The sequence below is a fragment of the Peribacillus phoenicis genome, assembly GCF_047238085.1.
GTDB lineage: Bacteria > Bacillota > Bacilli > Bacillales > DSM-1321 > Peribacillus.
On record NZ_JBDFMF010000001.1, the window covers coordinates 1 to 7,500 of the forward strand.

Annotated in this window: 6 protein-coding genes; 5 read left to right on the forward strand and 1 reads right to left on the reverse strand. The window is 38.1% G+C overall.

Annotated elements, in window-relative coordinates; translation table 11 throughout:
- Nucleotides 1-874 precede the first annotated feature (874 nt).
- From ABC374_RS00005 to ABC374_RS00025, 5 genes are all read left to right on the forward strand, one after another.
- A complete protein-coding gene (locus ABC374_RS00005) occupies nucleotides 875-2,077 on the forward strand; it encodes an MFS transporter (RefSeq protein WP_413015091.1) in 1,203 nt (400 codons plus the stop codon).
- 67 nt (nucleotides 2,078-2,144) lie between these two features.
- Nucleotides 2,145-2,906: a type I 3-dehydroquinate dehydratase gene (aroD, locus tag ABC374_RS00010; protein ID WP_413015093.1), complete on the forward strand. Its 762-nt coding sequence runs from the start codon at nucleotides 2,145-2,147 to the stop codon at nucleotides 2,904-2,906.
- A gap of 60 nt (nucleotides 2,907-2,966) precedes the next feature.
- On the forward strand, nucleotides 2,967-3,851 hold the full coding sequence (locus ABC374_RS00015; protein ID WP_350301006.1) for a shikimate dehydrogenase: 885 nt from the start codon (nucleotides 2,967-2,969) through the stop codon (nucleotides 3,849-3,851).
- A gap of 268 nt (nucleotides 3,852-4,119) precedes the next feature.
- Nucleotides 4,120-5,325, forward strand: coding sequence for an MFS transporter (locus tag ABC374_RS00020; RefSeq protein ID WP_350301007.1), 1,206 nt, complete (start codon nucleotides 4,120-4,122; stop codon nucleotides 5,323-5,325).
- Between the two features lie 224 nt (nucleotides 5,326-5,549).
- Nucleotides 5,550-6,563 carry a LacI family DNA-binding transcriptional regulator gene (locus ABC374_RS00025; protein ID WP_137020934.1) on the forward strand — a complete coding sequence of 338 codons (1,014 nt, stop codon included), beginning with the start codon at nucleotides 5,550-5,552 and terminating at the stop codon, nucleotides 6,561-6,563.
- Nucleotides 6,564-6,678: 115 nt separating this feature from the next.
- Here the strand turns inward: ABC374_RS00025 and ABC374_RS00030 are convergent, their stop codons facing one another.
- The gene (locus ABC374_RS00030) at nucleotides 6,679-7,236 is read right to left on the reverse strand and encodes a shikimate kinase (RefSeq protein WP_413015097.1); all 558 of its coding nucleotides are present in this window, start codon (nucleotides 7,234-7,236) and stop codon (nucleotides 6,679-6,681) included.
- Nucleotides 7,237-7,500 lie beyond the last annotated feature (264 nt).

The window sequence follows — 7,500 nt, forward strand, 5'->3', positions numbered from 1 at the left end:
CAAAAGATCAGCCATCCGGCTGGTCTTTTTTTGCGTTAAGAACAAAATTATGGAGCCCTGTTATTTATATATAGAAGCTGTTACATCACCATTGAAAGGGGCTGAAATCGAAAATTGTTTATCCTTTTAAATTTAAACCGTTTTGACCATCTTAACTTAGGATATAAGCGAGATATTAGTACTGCCTGCTTAGATAATGGGTTATTAAAATCGATTGCAAATAACTGGATAATTGGATTTAAATAAGCAGCAGTACATATATTTTAGCTAAAAAGCAATTTATTCAGAAACTGGTAAGTAAAAATGTGGGGAAGCCCTCATAAAGGATAAAATAATTGGTACCTCTGCAAATAAAAGGTATTCTTCCAACTTGTATGAACACTAACAAATCCAAGGTATGGCTGAACTTTTAAGGTGAATGAGATCCAAAATGAGACCTTCGGAATTTAAAAATAATGAGTATGAGGAATTGCTCTATGGTCATTAAGGACTGCTTCATGAGTTTGACACAATTAAATTAGCGCAGTATAATAATCCAGTAGAACGATATACTAAATAAATTTAACTAATTAAATCTAGCATAAGTGTTAATTCAATACCTTTTGAATTTAGAACCTAATCGGTTTTTAGTAGAACGATATACCAATACTGAAATTTTGGTAGAACGATGTACTAATAATTAAGATTAGTAGAACGATATACTAGTTAGGCGAAAAGTTAGTAGAACGATGTACTAACTAAAGCCGGTTTACTTATTGTTTTATTTAGTACGTAATTTTGTTCTTGAATTTATGGTATGGGGCAAGGGGGCAACTTCTGAAAGGCTTAAGAATCAAATTGCATTTCGATAACTTTTTAAATAGGGGTGTGTTTCATGAAAAATCCATTTATAAAAATGGCCACAGGTTTATATATTAGCTATTTTATTTTAGGCATGATCAATATTATCATTGGATCAAATATGGAAAATTTGTCAAATCAATTAAATACAAGTGCCTCAGGGATAAGTTACTTGGTCTCTGCCATAGGAATCGGTAAGTTAGTTTCTTTGTTTTTCGCGGGTAGACTGTCGGATAAATTAGGAAGGAAACCATTTGTCGTTTCAGCATCTTTTATCTACCTGATCTTCCTTATAGGCATACCTTTGGCTCCTAACTATACATTGGCATTTATATTTGCTGTATGTGCTGGTATTGCAAATTCATTTTTGGATGCAGGTACGTATCCAGCACTTATTGAGGCCTTTCAAAAGAAAGCTGGTTCCGCTACCGTATTAGTAAAAGCGTTCGTTTCAATCGGTGCCGCACTTCTTCCATTTATCATGGCGTTCTTTATAGCTAGAGATATGTTTTACGGGTATACATTCTTTTTAATGGCTGCTGTATATCTTGTTAATGGGTTTTTCCTGCTTAAGGTTTCATTCCCGGATCATAAAGCTCAAAGCCAAACTCAGAATGATGAACAAGCTGTGCCGGTTCAACAGCAATTCCTCTCAAAACCGAAGTTTGCTCAGGAAGGTTTGGCAGTCATACTATTAGGCTTCACATCAACTGCTTTATTCATGCTGGTTCAAGTCTGGCTCCCGAACTTCGGACAAGATGTATTGGGGCTAACCCAAGCTAAGGCTGTCCAATTGCTTAGTTACTATAGCATTGGCTCCCTTGTTTCTGTCATTTTACTAGCAGTTCTATTGAATAAAGTAATTAAGCCCATTACCGTCATGATTATCTATCCGATCATTGCAGCATTATCTTTATTGTCACTCATTTACATCCAGCAACCATTTATAACTGTTTTGAGCGCTTTCTTCATAGGGCTTTCAACTGCAGGGGTGTTCCAATTAGCCATGACAATAATCACAGAATTCTTCCCAGCCAATAAAGGGACAATTACTTCATATGTAAACATTGCAGCTAGTTCAGCCTTTATCATCATACCTTTCGTTACAGGTATCATTTCCAAGAGTGCTGGTTTAACTGCGGTCTTCTTGTTTGATGTGGCAATTGCGATAGTTAGTATTTTATTGGCCGTATTCGTTGCCTATCGATACAAAAAGGTAATTAAGGTTTCCAATTAAACGGTCTAACCGAACATCAGTGGGGCATGAACCCCACTGATGATAATGATAAAAGGGGGAAACATCCATGCAAACAATCACGATCAAAGACGTAACGATCGGAGAAGGGGTTCCAAAGATCATCGTTCCACTAATGGGGACAACGGAAGAAGAACTGCTTAAAGAAGTTGAAACGGTAAATGCGCTACGGCCGGATATCATTGAATGGCGAGTAGATGTCTTTGAACAAGTCGAAAGCTTAGAAGCCGTTTCAGATATGATTTCTAAACTTAGAAGTGCAGTTCCCAATACTTTGCTGCTTTTCACTTTTAGAAGCCATAAAGAAGGCGGAAACAAGGAAATCAGTGATGTTTATTATTTCCAACTCCTTCATACAGCAATTAAAACGAAGAATATTGATCTTGTCGATGTGGAGTTGTTTTTTGAGGAATCATCAGTGAAAGAGACTGTAAAGGTAGCTGAGGAAAATGGCGTATACGTAGTGATGTGTAACCATGATTTCGATAAGACACCAGCAAAAGAAGAAATCATTTACCGATTACGTAAAATGCAGGAATTTGGCGCCCATATTCCCAAAATCGCTGTAATGCCCCAAACGGTTGGTGACTTACTCGTTTTATTAGATGCAACTTACACGATGAAAACAATGTATGCCGATCGCCCATTCATTACGATGTCAATGTCAGGTACAGGCCTGGTCAGCCGATTATCAGGTGCGGTGTTTGGGTCTGCTTGTACATTCGGAGCCGGAAAAGAAGCATCTGCCCCAGGACAAATTCCTGTTACTCAATTAAGAGATGTATTGGAGATCATTGATCAAAATATTTAACTCATAATTCCTTCCAAGAAGGAATTTATATAAAGTTTAAAAAATCAGGGGGAATAGAACATGGAAAATCTAGGACGAATTAATGGGAAAACAGAATTAGTAGGATTGCTGGCAACACCTATCGGACATTCATTATCACCTGCCATGCATAATTTAGCTTTCGATAAATTAGGCTTGAATTGCGCCTATTTAGCATTTGAGGTTGGAAATGAAGAGCTGGAAGATGCAGTCAAAGGGATGCGTGCATTAAATGTAAAAGGATTTAACGTATCCATGCCTAATAAAATGAAGATCCTTCCATATCTTGATGAATTGGCGGACAGTGCTAAATTTTCTGGGGCCGTTAATACAGTTGTCAATGTCGATGGAAAGTTCGTAGGTCACAGCACTGATGGAATGGGATATACCCGGAACTTAAAAGAACATGGTATTGATATTAAAGGCAAGAAAATGACTCTTATCGGTTCTGGTGGGGCTGCTACTCCAATTGCCATTCAATCTGCGCTGGAAGGTGTGGCGGAAATCAGCATTTTTGCTCGTGATGATGCTTTCTTCCCGCAAGCAGAAGAGAATGTACGAATCATCAATGAGGATATGAAGCATTTAAATGTGAAAGCCAATGTATACCCTCTTGAAAATGTTGAACAATTAAGAGCTGAAATCGCAACTAGTGATATTTTGGCAAATGGAACCGGCGTTGGCATGAAACCACTTGAAGGCTTAAGTGTCATTCAAGATGAATCAATGCTGCGTCCTGATCTAATCGTAACAGATGTTGTTTACATCCCACGAAAGTCTAAACTAATGGAACAAGCTGAAGCTGTGGGTGCTACAGCTATTAATGGTCTTGGGATGATGCTTTGGCAAGGTGCGCTAGCCTTTGAATTATGGACAGGTCAACAGATGCCTGTTGATTTCATCAAAGAGCAATTGTTTGCAGAATAAAATGATTCCACTCTGGAGATTGTTCTCCAAATAGAGGTTTTTTCATATTCGATTGCATCATTCGTTAAATGATTACAAAAATTTGGTGCAGAAACCTCGGAGCTAAGAAATGCAGGGAGTGAAATCCCTTGTTTTTCTTAGCGTTTTTTTTTGAAAAGTGGTTTTCATGTAAATGGATAACATAAAGGGGAGGCTTTAATGTAATTACATTGTGCATTAAGGTGTTATATGGGAGAAACACAACGTGATTTATTATAGGGGTGTAATAATGAAAAATCAGTATTTTAAAGCGGCATCTGGCTTGTATATTAACTATTTTCTGCTGGGGATGGTTAATATAATTCTCGCCTCGAACATGCCCTCTTTAACAGAACAATGGGATACGGACTCTACTGGCATCAGTTATCTTATTGCAGCAATAGGAATAGGCAGATTACTCACGTATGGTCTCTCGGGAGTATTATCAGATAAATTTGGAAGAAAGCCATTAATCATGGTCTCTTCGGTTATAATGGGCGTTTTTTTAATTGGGATTCCATTTTCCCCCACTTATGAAATGGCGTTTGTATTTGCCTTACTTGCGGGGATTTCCAACTCAGCCATGGATGCTGGTACATATCCGGCGCTAACTGAAATGTTTCCTGAAGCTGCTGGTTCCGCGAGTGTTATGGTTAAGGCTTTTGGCTCGCTTGGTGCTACCATCCTGCCATTCATCATCTTGTTTCTTACTTCGAACCAATTATTTTACGGGTTTGCATTTTTAGTACCGGCTGTCATCTATTTCATGAATATGTTTTTGGTTTTGTCTGCTTCATTTCCAAGCAAATCCGAAGCTGTCAGTCAAGAGGAGGATTTGCATAGTAACAGGTTCATAACGGAACCTAAATTTTGGAGCGAAGGAGTCGCACTAATCATAATTGGGTTTACATCAACTGCGTTATTTACAGTTTCGCAAATCTGGTTACCGAGTTTCGGTCAGGAAGTCGCAGGGATGCCATCTTCAAGTGCCATTAAATTATTGAGCTATTATAGTGTTGGATCACTGATTTCCGTCCTGCTATTATCCATCTTATTAAACAAATGGATTAAGCCCGTGACGGTGATATTGCTTTATCCAATGATTACTTTAATTACGGTAATCATCATATTAACGATTCATTCACCTATTGTCTTAAGTATTAGCTCCTTTTTCCTTGGAGCCTCGACAGCTGGGATCTTTCAATTATCCATTGCAATAATGACTGAACTCTTCTGGAGAAAAAAAGGAACTGTAACAGGGATCGTTGCGACGGCATCCAGTTTGGCGAGCGTCATTTTACCAATTGCAACGGGCTTGATAGCTAAGAGTGGGGATATATCGCATATATTTCTTTTTGATTGCTTTATTGCTACTATAGGAATCCTGGCTGCAGCTTTTGTTTATTACCGATATAAAAAATTGACACAGCACCAGACCATATTTAACCATGGCTAATAAATATGAAGGATTACTTAAAACTCCATCTTCTAGAACTAGGGTGGAGTTTTTTTTTGGACTAATGAATATTGGATATAGATGTATTGGAGTGAGTATTAATCGATGGTATGCCCATGTTCCAAAAGCAAGGGTGTAATAATGACAGTAACTATATTATTATTATAGTAAGAACATGATAATAATAAGTACATCAAAAATACATTCAAGATGGTGATTGAACTATGAAACAATCCAAAAAAGGGCGGGTCACGCTGCAACAGGTAGCGAAACATGCTGGGGTTTCTACATCCACTGCTTCCCTTATCGTTCGCAATAACCCTCGAATATCGGAAGCGACGCGAAAAAAGGTATTAAAATCCATGCATGAACTGGGTTATGTATACGATAGAATTGCAGCCAACTTAAGGTCGCAGAGTTCTGATACTGTAGGAATCATTATTACCGACATATCAAACACCTTTTTTTCTGAATTCCTGATAGGCGTTCATGACGCATTGGATGAGGTCGGGTATACAGTGTTGCTGGGAACTACATTCGACTCGGTTGCCAAGCAAGACCATCTCCTTTCAACCATGATGGAACATAGGGTGGGAGGCCTGATTCTTTGTCCTGTCTCTGAAAGCTCACAAGATACAATTGAACGGTTAAATGAAATTGACACGCCAATGGTCCTTGCTGTTAGGGAACTACCTGGAGTGAATAGCGACTATGTAGGCATAGACTATCCAGAAGGAGCCAGGATGGCTGTTGATCATCTCCTTGGAAAGGGACATAAAAGAATTGCGCTCCTTGGTGGCATTAAGGAATCTTCTACTTGGATAGAGAGAATGGAGGGATACCGTGAAGCTCTTTCAAGAGCGGGATTGGAAGTGGATGAATCGCTGGTTATAGATAGTGCCCCTACCCGGGAGGGAGGGCTGGAGGCTGTATTGAAAGTACTTGAGAATCCTAATCCGCCTACCGCAATTTTTTGCTTTAGCGACTTAATTGCTTTCGGTGTTATGCAAGGGCTAATGATGAAAGGATTTACTCCTGGAAAAGATATAGATATCGTTGGGTTCGATAACGTTCCAGTCGCAGAAATCTATCATCCTCCGCTAACGACCATTTCCTCATTCCCTAGACGTATTGGAAAAGAGGCAGCGAATCTCCTGTATCAGCAAATGGAGAAAATTGAACGTGATCAACAGAGGATCATATTGAATCCAGAACTGATTATTAGAGAGTCTTCCTAATAAAGAAAAATAAAAAGGTGATTAGTTCACAGGAGGTTAGGTACCGCTGTGCCCTTTTCATCTTTTCTATTATTCTTTTATTGGGAACATTGATTACATATCAAAAAGGTTTGCCTTACTTAAGCGGTTCATAAATATCCCAGGCCACTTTCAATGAATCGACTATAAAGTCTGCCACTTCATCAACATCTAGATCATTGGTATTCACTTTTGAATGATGATAGGAGTATATTTCCTGTCTCGTGTAAAAGAGTTCTTCGATTTCCTCAAGGGACCGGCTTTGTAAAACAGGTCTACTATCAATAAGCAATCCTATTCTCTCTTTCCAGTATTCCCAAGATAAGTCCAGGTAAAAGACAATGCAATTGGATAAACAGATATTCCGTATATCCTCTTGTAAAAATGCCCCGCCTCCAACTGAAATGATTTTCAATTGTTGTTGACTAAGGCTTTCAATCACACTTTTTTCTTTTTCGCGAAAAGCTTTTTCCCCATACTTCTTGAAGATTTCCGTAGTGGGCATATTGAATTCCTTTTCAATTTCTTGATCTATATCAATAAAGTCCCTATATAATTTCCTGGCTACTTTCTGTCCGATCGTCGTCTTTCCTACCCCCATAAAGCCAATAAAAACGATACTTTGCATCCTCAAAGATGTGTTTTTATTAATCATTTATAAATCCCTCTCCCAACTATTTTTTATAATGATTAAAAGTCTCTCCTGAAATTTTTAAAATATATATATTATAGTACAAGAAAGTAAAATTGTAAAAAAATTTTTTAATATTTGGACAATGGAACCCTGTGATTTATCGGTTTAAATGTTTAAAACTCTACCCGGAAGGAGCATTCAGTTTTCGGTATTCGATTTATGCATCTATCCAGGTTGTTATTGCTTTACCTATCACTTGCAGTTTTATGGATTTCGCTAAAGTCA